Genomic DNA, 16,964 nt, shown 5'->3' with positions numbered 1-16,964 from the left:
ACCCGCACCCTTTGGTGTCTTGTTCAGGCGAAAAGCTGCGTCAGGCTGCCTTCCTCACTTCCGCCACGATCTTCTTCGCCGCGTCACCCAGATCGTCCGCCGGGACGATGGCCAGGCCCGAAGCCGCGAGAATGTCCTTGCCCTGCTGGACGTTCGTGCCTTCCAGGCGCACGACCAGCGGAACCGACAGGTTCACTTCCTTGGCGGCGGCGACGATGCCATCGGCAATGATGTCGCACTTCATGATGCCGCCGAAGATGTTGACGAGAATGCCCTTCACCGCCGGGTCCTTCAGGATGATCTTGAAGGCCGCGGTCACCTTTTCCTTGTTGGCGCCGCCACCGACGTCCAGGAAGTTGGCGGGGAATTCGCCGTTCAGCTTGATGATGTCCATGGTCGCCATGGCCAGGCCCGCGCCGTTCACCATGCAGCCGATGTTGCCGTCGAGCTTGATGTAGGCGAGGTCATATTCCGAAGCTTCGACTTCCGCCGGATCTTCTTCGGTCAGGTCGCGCAGTTCGGCGATGTCCTTGTGACGGAACATGGCGTTGCCGTCGAAACCGACCTTCGCGTCGAGGACGAGGAGGTTGCCCTGCTCGGTCAGCGCCAGCGGGTTGACTTCGATCTGCTCGGCATCGGTGTCGAGGAACGCGGCGTAGAGCGACGAAGCGACCTTGGCGGCCTGCTTCGCCTGATCGCCGGTCAGGCCCAGCGCGGCGGCGACCGAACGGCCGTGGTGCGGCTGGAAACCGGCTGCCGGATCGACGGTGAAGGTGTGGATCTTTTCCGGGGTCGAGTGAGCGACCTCTTCAATGTCCATGCCGCCTTCGGTCGACACGACGAAAGCGATGCGGCTGCTGGCGCGGTCGACCAGCAGGGCGAGGTAGAATTCCTTCGCGATGTCGGCGCCGTCGGTGATGTAGAGGCGGTTGACCTGCTTGCCCGCTTCGCCGGTCTGGATGGTGACCAGCGTGTTGCCGAGCATGTCGGTGGCGTGGGCCTTCACTTCGTCAAGGTTGAAGGCCAGGCGGACGCCGCCCTTCGCTTCGGGGGCCAGTTCCTTGAACTTGCCCTTGCCGCGGCCACCGGCGTGGATCTGCGACTTCACGACATAGAGCGGCCCAGGCAGCTTCTTGGCGGCTTCGACAGCCTCTTCCACGGAGAAAGCGGCGTAACCGGCGGCGATCGGCGCGCCGTACTTGGCCAGCAATTCCTTCGCCTGATATTCGTGGATGTTCATGGGGCTCGCCCGTCCTTTCCGCTGAAAACTGATGCTCAGCGGATAAGCACAGGCGAAACGTCAACGCCAGCGAATTTCGCAAAACGACTTTGCAAAATTGCAAAACTTTTGCAAAGCGCCGCCCCGATTTATTGCGAAATCAGCGGTCGATCGCGCAGATGAGCGCAGCCTTGCTGGTCACGGCGAAAATCTCCGGATCGTCCAGCGCGCGCACCTTGTAGAGGAAGCGATCGATCGTCATGTCGCCGATGTGGGACTTGCGGAGCGAGGCCAGCGACTGGAGCCTGCGGAGCTGTCCGATGCTGAGCCGGTCCGCCATTCTTTCGGCCATGCAGCCGGCCATGGGAGGCGAAATCCCGGCGTCGATCAAACCGGCGCGCACGCGTGATTCGGGTGAAACCGTCGCGCAGGACGCGAGCAGGAGCGAAGCGCCGAGCCCACAGGCCAGCGCACGAAGGGGGATGGTTGTCATGGCGCCTTCATGGCAAGCATGGGCTGAACAGAGGCTAAATGCGGAGCAGGCAATGGACCGGATTTTTACCGCTTTGGCACATCGGGTCGCCAGTTGGACGGGCCAGCCCATCGCCTTCATCCTGGCGATACTGGTGATCCTGACTTGGATCGTGACGGGGCCGGTCTTTCAATATTCCGACACATGGCAATTGATCATCAACACCGGCACGACAATCGTGACGTTCCTGATGGTGTTCCTGATCCAGAATGCGCAGAACCGGGACAGCGCGGCGCTCCAGGCGAAGATGGACGAACTGATCCGTGCCATCAAAACGGCACGGAACGAGTTCATCGGCATCGAACATCTGACCGAAACGGAGCTGGAGAAGATCAAAGCGGTTCTTGAGAAGGAATGCGGTGGCGACGAAACGCACCGCCAATCGATCGCGCGCCTCATTGCCCGGCGCTGATCACCAGCGGGACGGGCTAATGCGCCAGCTCGATCAGCCTTTCATTCTCACGCCGATAGGCGTCGATCCGATCGGTATAACCGCGCGCCAGATCTTCATAGGCCGCGCGGCCCTTGGCCGATCCGCTCCGTTGCGCGCGGATCAACGCCACTTGCTGGCGGTGCAGCAGATAGTTGACATCCAATTCCTGCATTTTGTTCGCCCTCCTACCTGATCGCTGAAAGGGACTGGCTGGGGTCTTCGCATCCTGTGCGATTCGCTCTTGTGGCGGCGTGCAGAATAACATTGCCATTTTGGACAAGCGATTCTGCCCGACGCAGCAGCAGAGCGGTCTAACGGATAATCAGCATCAACAACGACGCATCTCTGCTCTGCGCAAGATTATATATCCAACGATAGCGGAGAGCAACGATCCGGTGAGAATCCCGATCTTGGCCTGTTCGACCAGCGCGGGGGCGCCGGGGAAGGCCAGCGCGCCGATAAAGAGGCTCATGGTGAAACCGATGCCGCAGAGCAGCGCCATGCCGTAGATTTGCGCCCAGCTCGTTCCGGCGGGGCGCCGCGACAGCCGCAACCGGTCGGCCATCCAGATGGCGCCGAAAATGCCGATCTGCTTGCCGAAGAACAGGCCTGCGGCGACGCCCAGCGGCAACGGCGTCAGCAGCGCACCCAGAGCGGCGGCATCGAGCGGAACTCCTGCATTCACGAAGCCGAAAAGCGGCACGATCAGATAGGCGCTCCAGGGATGAACGGCATGTTCCAGGCGATGCAGCGGGCTGTCGGCGGCATCGGGCGCGCCCGGCGTGGGCTTGATCGGCACGAACATCGCCGTCAGCACGCCCGCCACGGTCGCATGCACGCCCGAAAGCAGGGTGAAATACCATAGGGCGGCGAATGCCAGCATATAGGGCAGAAGCGTCTGAACATTCAGCCGGTTGAGGCCGAACATCAGCAGGAGGACGGCCGCCGCCGCGGCCAGCGCCGACAGGTCGATGCCCTGCGTATAGGCGAGCGCGATGATCGCCACCGCGCCCATATCGTCGACAATGGCAATGGCCGTCAGCATCAGTTTCAGCGAGGCCGGCACCCGGCGGCCCAGCAGCGCCACCACGCCGATGGCAAAGGCGATGTCGGTTGCCGCCGGAATCGCCCAGCCGCTCGAAAGATGGGGATGCCCCGCCGCCAGCAGAAGATAGACGCAGGCAGGCGCCGCCATGCCGGCCGCCGCGGCGATGAACGGCAGGCGCCGCCGTTCCCAGGTCGAGAGGCCGCCATCGACCAGTTCCCGCTTGATCTCCAGCCCGACCAGCAGGAAAAAGATCGCCATCAGCCCATCGTTGATCCACAGATGGACGGTCATCGGTCCCAGTTTCGGCGTCCATTCCGGCCCGATTTCCGCATGGACCAGCGCATGGTAGAAATGCCCCGCCCCGCCCGGCAGATTGGCCATGAGCATGGCGAGAGCCGCCGTCGCCATCAGCAACACTCCGCCGCTGGCTTCGCTGGTCAGAAAATCGCGCAGCGCCGATGGCGGGCGGGTCAACATGCTTGCTTTCTCCTGATCAGAGCGATCACCTTTAGGCAAAATATCATCGCGATCAAATAGTCCGAACGCTTCGACCCGCCCGATTAACCTGTTGAAATTCTGATTTTTCCTGTCATGTGCGTGATCTCGGGGATGAAGGGGGCTGAACCGTGGGGGAGATATTCTTCGCCTTACTGGCGAAGGCGCATCATGAAATCCTGTTATTCGCGGTCGTGGGGCTGGCGATTGGCGGTATCGACGATGTCATCATCGATCTTCTGTTCCTGTGCCGCCGCCTGTGGCGCAAACTGACCGTCTATTCCCGCCACCAGCGGATGACGACGGCGACCCTGCCCCTTTCCGATCAGCCCGGCCGCATCGCCATCTTCATCCCCGCCTGGCGCGAAGCGGATGTGATCGGGCCGATGCTGCGCCATGCGCTCGCCAGTTGGGGACGGCAGGACTATCGGATTTTCGTCGGCCTCTATCCCAATGACCGGGCGACGCTGAATGCCGTCGCGCCGATGGCGGCGGGCGAGGACAGGCTGATCCTCTGTCTCAACGAACGGGATGGACCGACCACCAAGGCGGACTGCCTGAACGTCGCCTGGCGTGCCATGCTGAAGGAAGAAGCGCGCACGGGCGTCGGCTTCAAGGCCATCGTCCTGCATGATGCGGAGGATGTCGTCCATCGCGACGAGATTCGTCTGTTCGACGTGATGACCGATCGGTTCCAGCTTGTTCAGCTTCCGGTTCTGCCCCTGCCGGGGCAAGGCGGCTGGTGGGCAAGGGCGATTGCCAATCATTATTGCGATGAATTTGCCGAAAGCCATGGGAAATATCTGACGGTGCGGGAAGCGATGGGCGCCTCCATGCCCTCCGCCGGCGTGGCCTGCGCGTTCGAACGGCAGACCCTGGCGCAGTTGGTGAACCCGGAAAGTGGCGGACCGTTCGATCCCGCATCGCTGACCGAGGATTATGAAGTCGGCCTGCGCATCGGCAATATCGGCGGGCGCGGCATATTCGTCCGCATGCGCGACAGCGATGGAAATCTGGTCGCCACCAGGGAATATTTCCCCGACAGCCTGAAGGACGCCGTCACCCAGAAGGCGCGGTGGATGGTCGGCATTTCACTGGCCGGATGGGATCGCATGGGCTGGCAGGGCGGGCCGGCCGAATGGTGGATGCGCATGCGGGACCGCCGCGCTGCCCTGGCCGCCATCATTCTGTTCACGGCCTATCTGGCGCTGATGCTGTGGGGCGTGTTGCTGCTGGGCAGCCTGTTCGGGCTGGGCGCGGGTTTTACGCCATCCCCCGTCATGGAAGCGCTGTTGTGGATCAATTTCGGCTTCATGGCGTGGCGTATGGCGATGCGCGCGCTGTTCGTCGGGATCAGCTATGGCTGGGGCCATGGGCTGGGGGCGATACCCCGCACGATCGTCGCCAATATCATCGCGATGATGGCCACACGGCGGGCGATGGTCCTTTATCTCCGATCGCTGATCGGCAGGCCGCTGACATGGGACAAGACGCGGCACCGCTTTCCCGATCTGGAATCACCCGCATGAACCAGACCGCAAGCGGACGGCCGGTTCGCTTCTTCGCTCTTGTCATGGCCGGTTGGATCGTCATCCGGCTGCTCAGTCCCGGCGGGGAGATGGCGGCCGGGCCGACGCCTCCCCCTGCTCCCGCACCCACGAAAATCCGGGCGGCTTCGGCGGAGACCGGCCATCTGTTGTGGCAGGTTGCCGCGCAACCGGAGCGGCCATTTGCGCCGATCCTTCGGCGCCCGGTGCGCCGGGCTTCCGTCCAGAGGGCCGCGTCCCAAACTGCGGCGGCCTTCCCGTCGCTCTGCCGGTGACGCAACAGACTGCGGAAGTAGCCCCCGCGATCAACCCAGCCCCCGCCATACCCCTGGCACCCCCGCGGGCAGCAAGCGTCGATCGCTGGCACGGGAGCGCCTGGTTCCTTTGGCGTGACGGTGGCGCGACGCAGGCCGATGCCATTGCAGGAGGCAAGCTCGGCGGATCGCAGGCGGGGGTTCGCATCGATTTCGACCTGACGCCGCATTCTTCCAGCCGGGCCACTGTTTATGCACGGGCGAGCGCTGCGCTGAACCGGCCCGCCTCCCCCGAAGCCGCGCTGGGGCTGGCGTGGCAGCCGGCGCGCGCCGTTCCAATCAGCTTTGCCGCCGAGCGCCGGATCGCGCTCGGCAAGGGCGGTCGCAACGCCAATGCGGTGATGGCGGTGGGTGGCTTCGGCCCCACACCCGTCCTACCCTTTCTGGAGGTCGAAGCCTATGCGCAGGGCGGCATGGTCGGCTTCCGGTCGAACGACCTGTTTGTCGACGGGAAGATGGCGCTGCTCTCGCCGGTCCGGGAAACCCCCGTGCGGATCGGCGCAAGCCTGTCCGGCGGCGCGCAGCCGCATGTCGAACGACTCGATATCGGCCCGGAGATTCAGGTCCGATTGCCGATCAAACCCGTGGCCGCACGGCTGACCGTCGAATGGCGGGAAAGGATCGCGGGACACGCCGCACCACTGTCGGGGCTCGCCGTGACGCTGGGCGCGGATTTTTAAGAGGAAGCGCCTTTATCTCTCCGCATATTGCGCTTAACCCAACAACTCCATGGACCTTTATCTGCCCATCGCCAATCTATCGGTGAACGCGCTGGTCATCATTGCCCTGGGCGGCGTGGTGGGCCTGCTGTCGGGCATGTTCGGGGTCGGCGGCGGATTTCTGACCACGCCGCTGCTGATTTTCTACGGCATTCCGCCGACCGTCGCGGCCGCATCCGCCGCGAGTCAGGTGACGGGCGCCAGCGTGTCGGGCGTCGTCACCCATATGTCGCGCGGCACGGTGGATTTCCGCATGGGCGGCGTGCTGATCGCGGGCGGCGTGGTTGGCGCGGGGCTGGGCGTGCTGATCTTCCGGCTGCTGCAGGCGATCGGCCAGATCGATACGGTGATCGGCATCCTCTATGTGCTGATGCTGGGCGGGATCGGTTCGCTGATGGCGAAGGAATCGATTCAGGCATTGATCGCGCTCAAGAGCGGACAGAAGATCCAGGCGCGCAAGCGGCGGCATCACCCGCTGGTCGCGTCCTTGCCGATGCGATGGCGTTTCTATCGCTCCGGCCTCTATATCTCGCCGCTGGCGCCGCTGCTGCTGGGCATGGCGACGGGCATCCTCACCATGTTGCTGGGCGTGGGCGGCGGGTTCATTCTGGTCCCGGCCATGCTCTATCTGCTGGGCATGACAACCCAGTCGGTGGTCGGCACATCGCTGTTCCAGATTTTGTTCGTGACCATGGCGACGACGATGATGCACGCCATGACCACCCATGCCGTCGATCTGGTGCTGGCCATGCTGCTGCTGATCGGCAGCGTCACCGGCGCGCAGGTGGGGACGCGCCTCTCCATGACGATCCGGCCCGAATATCTGCGCATATTGCTGGCCGCCATCGTGCTGTTGGTGGCGGCGCGCATGGCGCTGGGCCTCGGATTCCGGCCTGATGAGCTCTATACGGTCGAGGTCCGGTGAAGCGGCTCGCCCTGCTCCCGGCCCTGCTGCTGCTGACGCCCATGCTCATCGGGGCGGACGAACCGATGCTGGTGCCCGACGTGTCGCAGCGCGATGTCGAGATTCAGTACAGCTTCACCGGCGCCGACCTGCTGCTGTTCGGCGCCATCGTCTATCCTGACGGGCGACGGCCCAAAAAGCCCGCCGACGTCATGGTGGTGCTGAAAGGCCCGGACCAGTCGATCACCATGCGCGAGAAGCAAAAGGTCGCGGGCATCTGGGTCAATGCCGACAGCACGCGGTTCCGGTCGGCGCCGAGTTTCTATGCCATCGCGTCCTCCCGGCCCATCGCCAAGGTGGTCGATGAGCGGACGGCGGCGATCTATGAAATGGGCGTGGACAAGCTCCAGCTTTCCCCCTCCTCGCTCAATGACAGCGCGGAACTGGACAGGTTCCAGAAGGGGCTGATCGACCTGCGCCAGCGCGCGGGCCTGTATGTCGAGCAGCAGGGGACGGTGGAGATCACCGACGGCGTGCTTTACCGGGCGCGGCTGCCTTTGTCGGCGCGGGTGATCGTGGGCGATTATACGGCGGAAACCTTTCTGGTGCAGGATGGCCGCGTGGTCGCGGCGGCGGTGCGCGACATCACCATCCGCAAGTCGGGGTTCGAACGCTTCATGGCGGTCGCGGCGGAACAATGGCCGTTTTTCTACGGGCTGGTGGCGATGATGCTGGCGGTCGGCATGGGCTGGGCGGCGGGCGCGATCGCCAAGCGGATTTAGAGCAATTTCCAGTCAGATGGCATCATCTGACGGTTAAGAAATCGCGGTAAAACAAAAGAATAGAGCGTCCGATCTGACTCAGTCAGATCGAAAACCGCTCTAGCGCCGCGCGGATTTGCGCGGACGCAGGGCGTCGCGCATGGCGATGCTGCTGTTGATGCGGGTCACGCCGGGCATGCGCGACAATATCTCGCTGTGGATCGCTTCATAGGCGGCGACGCTTTCGGTCTGGACGCGCAGCCAGTAATCCACCCCCCCGGTCATCAGGAAACATTCGCGGATTTCCGGGCATTGCCGCACCGCATGTTCGAAGCGGGCGAGATAATCCTCGGTCTGGCGGTCCAGCGTCACCTGCACCAGCACGTCCACGGCGCGGCCTTCCTGTTCGATGGGGGCGGTGACGATGGTGTAGCCGCGAATGACGCCCGCATCCTCCAGCATGCGGATGCGGCGATGGCAGGCGGACGGCGACAGGCCGACTTCGGCGGCGATCTCCGAATTGGGACGGCGGGCGTTGAGGCGCAGCAGGCGGATGATCGAGCGGTCCACGGCGTCGAGCGATTCTGTCATTTATTGCATTTCCTGTGAAGGATCGTCCGATAATTCGCCATTATTAGACGATCCTTCGAACATATGGGAGCCTATTCGCGTCATAGCCCGGTAGCATGGCATGGAGAGGAAGCACCATGCCGTCCATTGATACCGCCGGAGCCATATTGCGCATCGATCTGGAAGCGCTGGCCGACAATTACCGGATCATCCAGCGTCAGGTCGCGCCCGCGACGGTCGCCGGGGTGGTGAAGGCCAACGGCTATGGTCTGGGCGTCGAGCATGTCGCCGCGACGCTGATGGACGCGGGATGCCGCCATTTCTTCGTCGCCCTGCTGGGTGAGGCCGTGGCGCTGAAACCGGCCTTGCGGGAAGGCGTGGCGCTGTTCGTCCTCAACGGGCTGCAACCGGGTGCGGAAGGGGAATGCGCGGCAATCGGCGCGATCCCGGTGCTGAACTCTCTCGACCAGATTGCGCGCTGGGCGAAGCAGGCGCGTGCGCTGGGGCGGCGCCTACCTGCCGCGCTGCAGGTGGATAGCGGCATGTCACGGCTGGGCCTGCCGCCGGAGGAGGTCGCGATCCTGATTGCCGAGCCTGAGTGGCTGGACGGCATCGACCTCAAACTCATCATGAGCCATCTGGCCTGCGCGGACGATCCCGATGCGGCGTTCAACGATGTGCAGCGGGGCAATTTCGAGGCGCTGGCCCGGCATTTCCCCGATGTGCCGCGCGCACTCGACAATAGCGGCGGCGCTTTCCTGAAGCGCGGGCATTTCGATCTCGTTCGCGCCGGGATCGCGCTCTATGGCGGGGCGCCGCAGGGCGCGCCCAATCCGATGCGGCCCGTGGTGGCGCTGGAAGCGCGGATCACGCAATTGCGCCGGATTCCAGCGGGTGCGGGCGTCGGCTATGGCCTGACCCATCGCTGCGAGCGTCCGACGCGGATCGCGACCATTCCGATCGGCTATGCCGATGGCTGGCCGCGTCATCTGGGCAATGTCGGCTCGGCCTTTATCGGGAGCATCCGCGTGCCGATCGTCGGACGGGTGTCGATGGACAGCATCACGCTGGACGTGACCGATGTGCCGGATGCGCTTCTTTATCCCGGCGCGCCGGTGGAACTGATCGGTCCCCACCAGACAATCGATGATGTCGCCGCCGACGCCGGCACCATTTCCTATGAAATACTGACCCAGTTCGGGCAACGCTATTGCCGGGAAATTCAGGCGGCGACTGTCCCCCACAAGCGGAGCATCATGGCATGAAGGTCACTATTCTCGGCAGCGGTGTGATCGGCGTCACATCCGCCTGGTATCTGGCGGAGGCCGGGCATGAGGTGACGGTGATCGACCGGCAGGACGGCCCGGCGCTGGAAACCAGCTTTGCCAATGCGGGGGAGATTTCGCCGGGCTATGCCTCGCCCTGGGCGGCGCCGGGGATACCGATGAAGGCGCTGCGCTGGCTGTTCATGCGTCACGCCCCGCTGATCCTGCGGCCTCAGATGGACCTGGCGATGCTGCGCTGGATGGTGGCGATGCTGGGGAACTGCAATGAGCGGGCCTATGCGGTCAACAAGAGCCGGATGGTGCGGCTGGCGGAGTATAGCCGCGACCGGCTGATCGACCTGCGGCGGGAAACCGGCATAAGTTATGATGAACGGTCGCGGGGCACGTTGCAGCTGTTCCGCGAGCAGAAGCAGTTGGACGGCATCGCCAAGGATATTGCCGTGCTGAAGGCGGATGGCGTGCCCTTCGAAGTGCTGGACGCGGCGGGTTGCATCGCCGCCGAGCCGGGACTGGCGGGCAGCGGCGTGCCGCTGGCGGGCGGGCTGCGTCTGCCCAATGACGAGACGGGGGATTGCTTCAAATTCACCAATGCGCTGGCGGAGATGGCGAAGGCCAAGGGCGTGACCTTCCTCAACGGCCGGACCATCGGACGGATCGCGGTGAAGGACGGCAAGGTCAGCCATGTCGAAACCGACAAGGGGCATGTCTTTGCCGACGCTTTTCTGGTGGCGATGGGCAGCTATTCGCCGCTGATGCTGGCGCCGCTGGGGATCAGGCTGCCGGTCTATCCGGTGAAGGGCTATTCGATCACCGTGCCGATCGTCGAGGAAGGGCGCGCGCCGGTGTCGACGCTGCTCGATGAAAGCTACAAGGTGGCGATCACGCGGCTGGGCGACCGGATCAGGGTCGGCGGGATGGCGGAGCTGTCCGGCTATTCCAGGGGGCTGCCCAAGGCGCGGCGGGACACGCTGGAATATTCTGTGGGATCGCTGTTCCCCGGCGCGGGCGATCTGTCACGGGCCAGTTTCTGGTCCGGGCTGCGGCCGATGACGCCGGACAGCACGCCGGTCATCGGGCCGACGAAGATTTCCAACCTCTTCCTCAATACGGGGCATGGTACATTGGGATGGACCATGGCCTGTGGGTCGGGGCATGTGATCGCGGACATCATCGGCGGGCGGAGGCCCGGCATCGAGACGGCCGATCTTGCCATCAGCCGCTATTCTTAACGGAAGGGAGTATCACCATGACCATCACCCGCATCGACCGTGGCCCGCGCATGAGCGAGGCCGTCATCCATGGCGACACCATCTATCTGGCGGGACAGATTGGCGCGCCGGGCGAGAGCGTGACCGCGCAGACCAAGGCCGTTCTGGCCGAGATCGACGCCCTGCTGGAACGTACTGGCAGCAGCAGGAACCATATGCTGATGGCGCAGATCTGGCTGGCGGACATGAATGACTTTGCGGAGATGAACGCGGTCTGGGACGCGTGGATCGCGGATGCGGAGGCCCCTGCCCGCGCGACCGGCGAAGCGAAGCTGGCCAGCCCGGACTATAAGGTGGAGATCATCATCACCGCCGCCAAAGCGAAATAATCATGAAACCGCCGATTGGACGCGATACCCGTTTGTGCATGTCGCTGTCAGGCCACCCCGGCAATGCGGGGTCGCGGCTGCACAACCGGCTCTATGAACTGCTGGGGCTGGATTATGTGTACAAGAGCTTCAGCACCACGGACCTGCCCGCGGCGATTGGCGGCGTCCGGGCGCTGGGGATCAGGGGATGCGCCATCTCCATGCCGTTCAAGGAAGCCGTCATTCCGCTGATCGACGGTCTGGAGGAGTCGGCGCGGGTCATCGACAGCGTGAACACCATCGTCAACGATGACGGCGTGTTGACCGGCTATAATAGCGACTATGCGGCGGTGCGCGATCTGCTGGAGCGGCGGATCGCCAGGCCCCTGCCCTTCCTGCTGCGGGGCAGCGGCGGCATGGCGAAGGCGGTGGTGGCGGCGCTGCGCGACGCGGGCTTTGCGGACGGCACCATCGTCGCACGCAACGAGGCGGCGGGCCGGGCGCTGGCGGCGCAATATGGCTATGGATGGCGGGCGGACCTGCCCGATGCGGCGGCGGCGCTGCTCGTCAATGTGACGCCGCTGGGCATGGAGGGACCGGACAGCGAGGCGATGGCCTTTCCCGCGGCATTCATCACCGCCTGCGACGTAGCCTTCGACGTTGTGGCGCTGCCGGTCGAAACGCCCTTCATCCGCGCGGCGCGGGCGGCGGGCAAGGCGATCATTTCCGGCGGGGAGGTCGTCGTGCTCCAGGCCGTGGAGCAGTTCCTGCTCTATACCGGCATCCGTCCTTCGCCTGAGCAGGTGCGGGAAGCGACGCGGTTCGCGCATGGCGCGGAGGTGGCGGCCAGCCTTGATGGCTGAACGGGTCGTCCCCGCTTATGGGGGCATCGTGAATTGGACCTTTTCTGTTGCCGTTCCGGCGGCTACGGCGTTCACCACTTCCTTGCATGGCGCGCATCCGCCCGCCATTCCCTCTTGAGCGAGTACACCGCCTATGCAGTCCGTCACCCTGACCCGCTTCCTGATCGAGCAGCAGCGAGAGGCCAATGCCATTCCGTCCGAACTGCGTCTGCTGATCGAGACGGTCGCCCGCGCCTGCAAGACGATCTGCCATAGCGTGTCCAAGGGTGCGCTGGGCGAGGTGCTGGGGAGCCTGGGCAGCGAGAATGTGCAGGGGGAAGTCCAGAAGAAGCTGGACGTGATCGCCAATGAACTGCTGCTGGACGCCAATGAATGGGGCGGGCATCTGGCCGCCATGGCGTCGGAAGAGATGGAGACGATCCATCGCATCCCCAATCGCTACCCCAAGGGCGAATATCTGATGATGTTCGATCCGATCGACGGGTCCAGCAATATCGATGTCGACCTGAGCGTCGGCACCATCTTCTCCGTGCTCAAGGCGCCGGAGGAATGTTCGGGCCGCGAGGTGACGGAGCAGGATTTCCTCCAGCCCGGCACGCAGCAGGTCGCGGCAGGCTATGCGATCTACGGGCCGCAGACGCTGCTGGTGCTGACCGTCGGCACGGGGGTTTACGAGTTCACGCTGGACCGGGAAATCGGGTCGTGGCGGATGACCGACGGGCCGATGCGGATGCCGCAGGGCAATGCCGAATTCGCCATCAACATGGCGCGGCGGCGGCAATGGTCGCCGGGCGTCGCACGCTATATCGAGGAGCGCATCCAGGGCACCGAGGGGCCGCTGGGCAAGGATTACAACATGCGCTGGACCGCTTCGATGGTGGCGGACGTGCATCGCATCCTGAAGCGGGGCGGCATCTTCCTCTATCCCGCCGATCATCGCGAAGCCGGCAAGGCGCGGCTGCGCCTGATGTATGAGGCGAACCCCATGTCCTTCCTGGTCGAGCAGGCCGGCGGCGCGGCGAGCAACGGCTTCGACCGGATCATGGAAGTCACGCCGACGGGACTGCACCAGCGGGTCGGCGTCGTGCTGGGCGACAAGGCCGAGGTGGAGACGGTGGTCGCCTATGGGCGGCAGGGATAAGGGCTGATCCTTCCCCGTTCCCGCCTGCGCGGGAACGGGGAGAATAGTCAGGAAACCGTCAGAACGCCTTCATAGGCGCGGTCTTCCAGCGCCCTGCCCGCGCCGGTCGCGACGCTGATCAACGGCGAGTCCGCGACCGTCACCGGCAGACCGGTCGCATCGGACAGCGCTTCGTCGAGGCGCTGGAGCAGTGCCCCGCCGCCGGTCAGGGTGATCCCTTCGTCGATAATGTCGGCGGACAGTTCAGGCGCGGTCTGTTCCAGCGCGGTCATCACCGCCATCTTGATCTGGCCCACCGGCTCCGACAGGGCGTCGACGATCTCCGCCTCGCCGATCGTCATTTCCGCTGGACGGCCGTTGACCAGATCCCGGCCCTTCACGACCATGCGGCGGCCTTCGCCTTCAGGCTGCGTGGCCGCGCCCAGCATGCACTTCACCCGTTCGGATGTGGCTTCCCCGATCATCAGATTATGGGTGCGGCGAATATGGGAGGCGATGGCGTCGTCCAGCCGGTCGCCGCCGACCCGCACCGAACTGCTGTAGGCGATGCCGCGCAGCGACAGGACCGCCACCTCCGTCGTGCCGCCGCCAATGTCGACCACCATTGCGCCACGCGGTTCGGTGACGGGCAGGTCGGCGCCGATCGCGGCGGCCATCGGTTCCTCGATCAGCTGGACCTTGTACGCCCCGGCGTTGGAGGCCGCATCGCGCAGGGCGCGACGTTCCACCATGGTGGACCCGGTGGGCACGCAGATCACCACCTCAGGACGGCGGCCGAAGCGGCTGTGGCCGCCAAGCGCCTTGTCCATGAAATGCTTGATCATCTGTTCCGCGACTTCAAGGTCCGCGATCACGCCGTCGCGCAAGGGGCGGATCGCCTGGATGCCGTTCGGGGTCTTGCCCATCATCAGCTTGGCCTCGTTGCCGACGACCTTCACCTTGCGGATGCCGTCGCGCGTCTCGATCGCGATGACGGAGGGTTCATTGAGGACGATGCCGCGATCGCGCACATAGATGACCGTGTTGACGGTCCCAAGGTCGATGGCCATGTCGCAGGCGGACGAGGAAAAGAAGCGCGGCAGTTTCATCGATGGGGGGACAATCTGTGCTGGAATGCGGGACGGCTCCCCCTGCATAGTCGTCCTGCCCGGCAGAAGAGCGGTGCGACAGCCCGTCCGGTAAGTGAGGCCAGTTGAGGACTCAGTAAGACCGGCGGGTATAACTGATCGACAGCGGCGCCGTCTGGAAGACGATGAAATTCAGCGGCCGGGAATAGGTCATCGTGATTTCCCTGTAGGAAACGCCATATTGCGTGCCCTGCACGATCGTCGGGTCGTTGGTATAAGCCGGGTCCAGGCCAAATTCACGGCTCTTCACCTTGGCGATGACATCCGCGTCGGTTGGCGCGGGATAGATGGACGCATAGCGCGCGCCTTCATCCACCGCATGTTGCAGGCCGGTGCGCGCGGAGGCGATGATGCCGAGTTGAAGCGCGCCCATCAGCAGCATCAGAAAAGGCGGCAAGGCGAGGCAGAATTCAATTGCGGCCGCACCGCGCTGATTGCGAAGCAGGCGGATCATTGCATGCGCACCGATGCGGAGCCCGTCAGCGCAATCCCCTGGGCCGACCATGTGGTGCCGGGCGCGAGCTTGGCGAACATGGGCATATATGTCTCCGCAATGCTGATCGCGACATAGCGCGATATCTGCTGACCGTCCGGACATGGATCGGAGGCGCTCTGGACGCCGTTGCACAGCAGGGTCTTGGTGACGTTGACATTGCCCGTCGCAACGCCCGCCGCGGCGGCGGCATCGGCTTTCAGATTGTCGGTGCCATAGGCCGCGCCGTTGATGCCCGCGGCGGTCGCCATCTGCGCCGTGCGCTCGGCCGCGCGCTGCAATCCGATCTTCGCCTTGAAGGCCATGGCGATATCCGCCGCCATGAAGGTCAGCAGCGCCAGCACCGGCATGATGATCGCCAGTTCGACGGTGCTGGTGCCTGACTGGTCCGTGGCAAGACGCTTCATGTCAGCCGACCAGCTTTACCAGCGAGCCGGTTATCGGCGTAGTCCCCGTCCCGGTGCATTGATTGACGATCTTGCTGTTGCCGGTGAAGGTGACGCGCCGGCTCACCATCTTCACGCATTTGGTGGTCATGCCCGACGTGCCGTTGAACTGCAGTTCCTGCGACGCGAAATAGAAAGCGCCCTGGAAGGAGGAAAGGGAATTGCCGTTGATGTTGTTGACGCCCGAATCCAGCGCGCGCCGGTCCTGATAGAAGAGGATGCCCGAATAGGTGTCGCTGGTCGGCGCCGACAGGTTGATCGTCGCACCGCCATTGATGCTCACCGTGGCGATCTGGCTGGGATTGGTGGCGGCACTGCTGCTTGTGAGGATGATGGTGACGCCGGTGCCGTTTATGACAGCCTGCGCATTGGCGCTGAAACTGCTGCCGTCGACATAATAGATGCCGGGCGCCATGTTCAGCGTGCCCTTGATGTCGAAGCCCTTGTAGCAGCCGGGATTGATCGAACTGGTGCCGTTCGAATTGACGCTGACCTTGGCCGAACAGCCGGAGACACTGGGCGTCGGCAGTGCGGCATATGGGTCCGGCTGAGGGATACTATAGGGTAGCAGCGTGGTCGGCGCGACATAGTTGGAACTGGATTGCAGACCGCCGACCGCCGCGACCGGGGTCGCCGTCACCGTGCTGCTGCCACCCGCGGAAACCGCGTTGGACGAGTGCGAGTTGGTGGCGATGCCGCAGCCCAGATCGACCGTGGCATTGCCCTGAAGGGTGATGCCGACCGCGCTCGTTTTTTCGAGCGAGACGACGCAATATTCCCCCTGGCTGATGACCGCCGCCGTCGCTTCGCCGGAAATGATCGGCGCCTTGACCCCCAGCATCTTCGAAAAGGGCAGTTCCTGCGTGGTTTGCAGCACCACGCGCACCGCGCTGTTATTGCCGGCATAGGCGCCTGCGGTTGGGGCGTTTTCGATGGTCGGCGTCTGCGACAGCGTGACAAGCGCCATGCGGTTGATGTCGGACGTCGCGCTGTCCGATGCGCTGAAACCCTGCGCCAGGGCAAAAGCCCCGGCCAGCGCGGCGGAATCCGCCTGGCGCTGAACCTGCCGCTTCCACAAGGTCCATTGCACCGTATCGGTCGCAAGACCGGCTGCGCCGACCAATATGGGCATGGAGGCAGCCGCCATCATCAGGACATTGCCTGTCCTGTCCCGCAGCAATCGCCCCATCGATCCGCCGAACATGCCATTCCCTTCCTGTACCGAAGGCATCCCTTCAGACCGGGGACGATTTTAAATATTATCGGTTAACAAAATCTTTATTTTTCCGTTAGCACGCCTGTTGAAAAGTTTATATCCAAGGATATAGAAAGTATAATCTAAAATATATCGCCATTTCATAAGTCATTATTTTGAATAATTCTGAATAATATTCCTATATATGGCGGAATATTTCGAGATTTTCCGAAATGAAATTTTTCTATATTCCTATATTGAGGCGCGACCATCTTATAAAATTCATGAAATCATG

Annotated in this window: 20 protein-coding genes; 11 read left to right on the top strand and 9 right to left on the bottom strand. The window is 63.7% G+C overall.

Features of this window, described 5'->3' with window-relative positions:
• Positions 1-40: 40 nt before the first annotated feature.
• Positions 41-1,240: an ADP-forming succinate--CoA ligase subunit beta gene (gene sucC, locus HUK73_RS01620; protein WP_176590337.1), complete on the bottom strand. Its 1,200-nt coding sequence runs from the start codon at positions 1,238-1,240 to the stop codon at positions 41-43.
• Positions 1,241-1,379: 139 nt separating this feature from the next.
• Complete coding sequence (locus HUK73_RS01615) at positions 1,380-1,712, bottom strand: hypothetical protein (RefSeq protein WP_176590336.1); 333 nt, start codon at positions 1,710-1,712, stop codon at positions 1,380-1,382.
• A 52-nt stretch (positions 1,713-1,764) separates the two neighbouring features.
• Between HUK73_RS01615 and HUK73_RS01610 the strand changes: the two genes are divergently transcribed.
• Positions 1,765-2,163, top strand: a complete 399-nt coding sequence (locus HUK73_RS01610; RefSeq protein WP_176590335.1) for a low affinity iron permease family protein — start codon at positions 1,765-1,767, stop codon at positions 2,161-2,163.
• 16 nt (positions 2,164-2,179) lie between these two features.
• On the opposite strand, the gene HUK73_RS01605 is transcribed toward HUK73_RS01610, so the two are convergent.
• The gene (locus tag HUK73_RS01605) at positions 2,180-2,356 is read right to left on the bottom strand and encodes a hypothetical protein (RefSeq protein WP_176590334.1); all 177 of its coding nucleotides are present in this window, start codon (positions 2,354-2,356) and stop codon (positions 2,180-2,182) included.
• Positions 2,357-2,512: 156 nt separating this feature from the next.
• Positions 2,513-3,709, bottom strand: a complete 1,197-nt coding sequence (gene nhaA, locus HUK73_RS01600) for a Na+/H+ antiporter NhaA (protein ID WP_176590333.1) — start codon at positions 3,707-3,709, stop codon at positions 2,513-2,515.
• Between the two features lie 158 nt (positions 3,710-3,867).
• On the opposite strand from nhaA, the gene HUK73_RS01595 reads away from it, so the two are divergent.
• The 5 genes from HUK73_RS01595 to HUK73_RS01580 are packed head-to-tail and all read left to right on the top strand — an operon-like array spanning position 3,868 to position 7,993.
• Entirely contained in the window at positions 3,868-5,256 is a 1,389-nt protein-coding gene (locus HUK73_RS01595; protein ID WP_369805506.1) for a glycosyl transferase family protein, read from the top strand.
• Positions 5,253-5,549: a hypothetical protein gene (locus HUK73_RS26645; RefSeq protein ID WP_255326163.1), complete on the top strand. Its 297-nt coding sequence runs from the start codon at positions 5,253-5,255 to the stop codon at positions 5,547-5,549. The genes HUK73_RS01595 and HUK73_RS26645 overlap by 4 nt, the downstream gene beginning before the upstream one ends.
• On the top strand, positions 5,546-6,268 hold the full coding sequence (locus HUK73_RS01590) for a hypothetical protein (RefSeq protein ID WP_369805416.1): 723 nt from the start codon (positions 5,546-5,548) through the stop codon (positions 6,266-6,268). Before HUK73_RS26645 ends, HUK73_RS01590 begins: the two co-directional genes overlap by 4 nt.
• Positions 6,269-6,317: 49 nt before the next feature.
• Entirely contained in the window at positions 6,318-7,232 is a 915-nt protein-coding gene (locus HUK73_RS01585) for a sulfite exporter TauE/SafE family protein (protein ID WP_176590331.1), read from the top strand.
• 41 nt (positions 7,233-7,273) lie between these two features.
• Entirely contained in the window at positions 7,274-7,993 is a 720-nt protein-coding gene (locus tag HUK73_RS01580) for a TIGR02186 family protein (protein ID WP_218036483.1), read from the top strand.
• A 99-nt stretch (positions 7,994-8,092) separates the two neighbouring features.
• Here the strand turns inward: HUK73_RS01580 and HUK73_RS01575 are convergent, their stop codons facing one another.
• Entirely contained in the window at positions 8,093-8,563 is a 471-nt protein-coding gene (locus HUK73_RS01575; protein WP_176590329.1) for an Lrp/AsnC family transcriptional regulator, read from the bottom strand.
• A gap of 116 nt (positions 8,564-8,679) precedes the next feature.
• On the opposite strand from HUK73_RS01575, the gene alr reads away from it, so the two are divergent.
• The 5 genes from alr to HUK73_RS01550 all read left to right on the top strand — a co-directional run bounded on the left by alr (position 8,680) and on the right by HUK73_RS01550 (position 13,408).
• On the top strand, positions 8,680-9,807 hold the full coding sequence (gene alr, locus HUK73_RS01570; protein WP_176590328.1) for an alanine racemase: 1,128 nt from the start codon (positions 8,680-8,682) through the stop codon (positions 9,805-9,807).
• Entirely contained in the window at positions 9,804-11,057 is a 1,254-nt protein-coding gene (locus HUK73_RS01565) for a D-amino acid dehydrogenase (protein WP_176590327.1), read from the top strand. The genes alr and HUK73_RS01565 overlap by 4 nt, the downstream gene beginning before the upstream one ends.
• A gap of 17 nt (positions 11,058-11,074) precedes the next feature.
• A complete protein-coding gene (locus HUK73_RS01560; protein WP_176590326.1) occupies positions 11,075-11,425 on the top strand; it encodes a RidA family protein in 351 nt (116 codons plus the stop codon).
• 2 nt (positions 11,426-11,427) lie between these two features.
• Entirely contained in the window at positions 11,428-12,267 is an 840-nt protein-coding gene (locus HUK73_RS01555; RefSeq protein ID WP_176590325.1) for a shikimate 5-dehydrogenase, read from the top strand.
• A gap of 133 nt (positions 12,268-12,400) precedes the next feature.
• Positions 12,401-13,408, top strand: coding sequence for a class 1 fructose-bisphosphatase (locus tag HUK73_RS01550; RefSeq protein WP_176590324.1), 1,008 nt, complete (start codon positions 12,401-12,403; stop codon positions 13,406-13,408).
• A gap of 47 nt (positions 13,409-13,455) precedes the next feature.
• Here HUK73_RS01550 and HUK73_RS01545 read toward each other — a convergent pair whose 3' ends face one another.
• The 4 genes from HUK73_RS01545 to HUK73_RS01530 form a co-directional block, all read right to left on the bottom strand.
• Complete coding sequence (locus HUK73_RS01545) at positions 13,456-14,496, bottom strand: rod shape-determining protein (protein WP_176590323.1); 1,041 nt, start codon at positions 14,494-14,496, stop codon at positions 13,456-13,458.
• Between the two features lie 112 nt (positions 14,497-14,608).
• Positions 14,609-14,989 (bottom strand): TadE/TadG family type IV pilus assembly protein, encoded by a 381-nt coding sequence (locus tag HUK73_RS01540; RefSeq protein ID WP_176590322.1) that lies wholly within the window; start codon positions 14,987-14,989, stop codon positions 14,609-14,611.
• Positions 14,986-15,435, bottom strand: a complete 450-nt coding sequence (locus tag HUK73_RS01535; protein WP_176590321.1) for a TadE/TadG family type IV pilus assembly protein — start codon at positions 15,433-15,435, stop codon at positions 14,986-14,988. The genes HUK73_RS01540 and HUK73_RS01535 overlap by 4 nt, the downstream gene beginning before the upstream one ends.
• Before the next feature lies 1 nt (position 15,436).
• On the bottom strand, positions 15,437-16,678 hold the full coding sequence (locus HUK73_RS01530; RefSeq protein WP_176590320.1) for a pilus assembly protein TadG-related protein: 1,242 nt from the start codon (positions 16,676-16,678) through the stop codon (positions 15,437-15,439).
• Positions 16,679-16,964: the final 286 nt, after the last annotated feature.

The organism is Sphingobium sp. EM0848 (genome assembly GCF_013375555.1).
Taxonomy (GTDB): Bacteria; Pseudomonadota; Alphaproteobacteria; order Sphingomonadales; family Sphingomonadaceae; genus Sphingobium.
The sequence above is the reverse complement of the archived record's forward strand: the minus strand, read 5'-3'. Positions and strand labels throughout refer to the sequence as shown.

What these genes read in the sequence shown, in the direction of transcription:
- HUK73_RS01575 (WP_176590329.1), bottom strand. Translation starts at nt 8,563, where the DNA reads ATGACAGAATCGCTCGACGCCGTGGACCGCTCGATCATCCGCCTGCTG.
- HUK73_RS01560 (WP_176590326.1), top strand. Translation starts at nt 11,075, where the DNA reads ATGACCATCACCCGCATCGACCGTGGCCCGCGCATGAGCGAGGCCGTC.
- HUK73_RS01530 (WP_176590320.1), bottom strand. Translation starts at nt 16,678, where the DNA reads ATGTTCGGCGGATCGATGGGGCGATTGCTGCGGGACAGGACAGGCAAT.
- HUK73_RS01615 (WP_176590336.1), bottom strand. Translation starts at nt 1,712, where the DNA reads ATGACAACCATCCCCCTTCGTGCGCTGGCCTGTGGGCTCGGCGCTTCG.
- HUK73_RS01540 (WP_176590322.1), bottom strand. Translation starts at nt 14,989, where the DNA reads ATGATCCGCCTGCTTCGCAATCAGCGCGGTGCGGCCGCAATTGAATTC.
- nhaA (WP_176590333.1), bottom strand. Translation starts at nt 3,709, where the DNA reads ATGTTGACCCGCCCGCCATCGGCGCTGCGCGATTTTCTGACCAGCGAA.
- HUK73_RS01535 (WP_176590321.1), bottom strand. Translation starts at nt 15,435, where the DNA reads ATGAAGCGTCTTGCCACGGACCAGTCAGGCACCAGCACCGTCGAACTG.
- HUK73_RS01565 (WP_176590327.1), top strand. Translation starts at nt 9,804, where the DNA reads ATGAAGGTCACTATTCTCGGCAGCGGTGTGATCGGCGTCACATCCGCC.
- HUK73_RS01545 (WP_176590323.1), bottom strand. Translation starts at nt 14,496, where the DNA reads ATGAAACTGCCGCGCTTCTTTTCCTCGTCCGCCTGCGACATGGCCATC.
- alr (WP_176590328.1), top strand. Translation starts at nt 8,680, where the DNA reads ATGCCGTCCATTGATACCGCCGGAGCCATATTGCGCATCGATCTGGAA.
- HUK73_RS01580 (WP_218036483.1), top strand. Translation starts at nt 7,274, where the DNA reads ATGCTCATCGGGGCGGACGAACCGATGCTGGTGCCCGACGTGTCGCAG.
- HUK73_RS01585 (WP_176590331.1), top strand. Translation starts at nt 6,318, where the DNA reads ATGGACCTTTATCTGCCCATCGCCAATCTATCGGTGAACGCGCTGGTC.
- sucC (WP_176590337.1), bottom strand. Translation starts at nt 1,240, where the DNA reads ATGAACATCCACGAATATCAGGCGAAGGAATTGCTGGCCAAGTACGGC.
- HUK73_RS01610 (WP_176590335.1), top strand. Translation starts at nt 1,765, where the DNA reads ATGGACCGGATTTTTACCGCTTTGGCACATCGGGTCGCCAGTTGGACG.
- HUK73_RS01555 (WP_176590325.1), top strand. Translation starts at nt 11,428, where the DNA reads ATGAAACCGCCGATTGGACGCGATACCCGTTTGTGCATGTCGCTGTCA.
- HUK73_RS26645 (WP_255326163.1), top strand. Translation starts at nt 5,253, where the DNA reads ATGAACCAGACCGCAAGCGGACGGCCGGTTCGCTTCTTCGCTCTTGTC.
- HUK73_RS01550 (WP_176590324.1), top strand. Translation starts at nt 12,401, where the DNA reads ATGCAGTCCGTCACCCTGACCCGCTTCCTGATCGAGCAGCAGCGAGAG.
- HUK73_RS01605 (WP_176590334.1), bottom strand. Translation starts at nt 2,356, where the DNA reads ATGCAGGAATTGGATGTCAACTATCTGCTGCACCGCCAGCAAGTGGCG.